The 207-nt window shown below is 70.5% G+C and carries 1 pseudogene; it reads right to left on the bottom strand.

What is annotated here, in order from left to right:
• Positions 1-207, bottom strand: a pseudogene (locus G5A07_RS22165) (hypothetical protein); the annotation flags it as partial.

Below are 207 nucleotides of genomic sequence, written 5' to 3'. Positions count from 1 at the left end.
CTCCAGGATGGTCGCGAGGGCCGCGGCGCCGCAGCTGAAATCGGTCTTCTGCTCGACCAGGTCGGCGAAGCGCCGCTCGCGGATGCTCTGCACCTGCTTGTAGACCAGGCCGCCGCCGGGCAGGGCGGGAAAGCCGAGGGTCGCCGCCTGGGCGGTGAGGTCGACGAGCAGCAGCAGGGAAAGGATGAGCGTGCGCATGGCCGGTTC

The organism is Stenotrophomonas sp. AS012628 (genome assembly GCF_010608305.1).
Classification (GTDB): Bacteria; Pseudomonadota; Gammaproteobacteria; order Xanthomonadales; family Xanthomonadaceae; genus Stenotrophomonas; species Stenotrophomonas geniculata.
Note: the sequence above shows the minus strand (reverse complement) of the source record. Positions and strands in the feature narration are given on the sequence as shown.